Source organism: Mesorhizobium sp. M4B.F.Ca.ET.089.01.1.1 (assembly GCF_004022605.1).
In the GTDB taxonomy this organism is placed as follows: Bacteria; Pseudomonadota; Alphaproteobacteria; order Rhizobiales; family Rhizobiaceae; genus Mesorhizobium; species Mesorhizobium abyssinicae.
The window spans coordinates 1-461 of sequence record NZ_RZOS01001393.1 but is presented as its reverse complement, the minus strand read 5'-3'; the positions used below and the strand labels follow the sequence as shown (position 1 = coordinate 461).

Genomic DNA, 461 nt, shown 5'->3' with positions numbered 1-461 from the left:
TGCGTGTGCTCTAGCACAGGACCAAACGGGGTATTTGCTTGCGGATGCCGCCTTCTCTTCCAAACTAGTTCCATCGGCCAGCCTAGGCGAATGCCGAACTCTCGCGAGACTTGGGAAGATTCCAGTGCTGCTGCCTTCCCGTTTGCTGTTTGCGGCTGACCCAGTGGAATGGAGTTGGGACGTCACATCCGACGCCGTTGCCGCGTGGATCGCTTGGTTAACTGGGGCACCACAGCTGGTGATTTTGACAGATGTCGATGGCGTGTATCGCGGTGGAGCAACCGACGATCCCGCTGCACTTATAGAGCAGATCGCTGCTCAAGATCTTGTCCTTCTCGGCCACACCTCGATTGACGCCTGCGCGGTCGAATTCATGGCGAAGAAAAGCCTTCCCGGCGTTGTGATTAATGCCCGTCATCCCGCTCGTCTCGCCGATTGGCTGGAAGGGAGACGCGTTAGAG

General features: G+C 57.5%; 1 pseudogene. It reads left to right on the top strand.

Going from position 1 to position 461, the window contains the following annotated elements:
• Positions 1-34 precede the first annotated feature (34 nt).
• A pseudogene (locus tag EN780_RS37645) lies at positions 35-461 on the top strand (aspartate kinase); the annotation flags it as partial.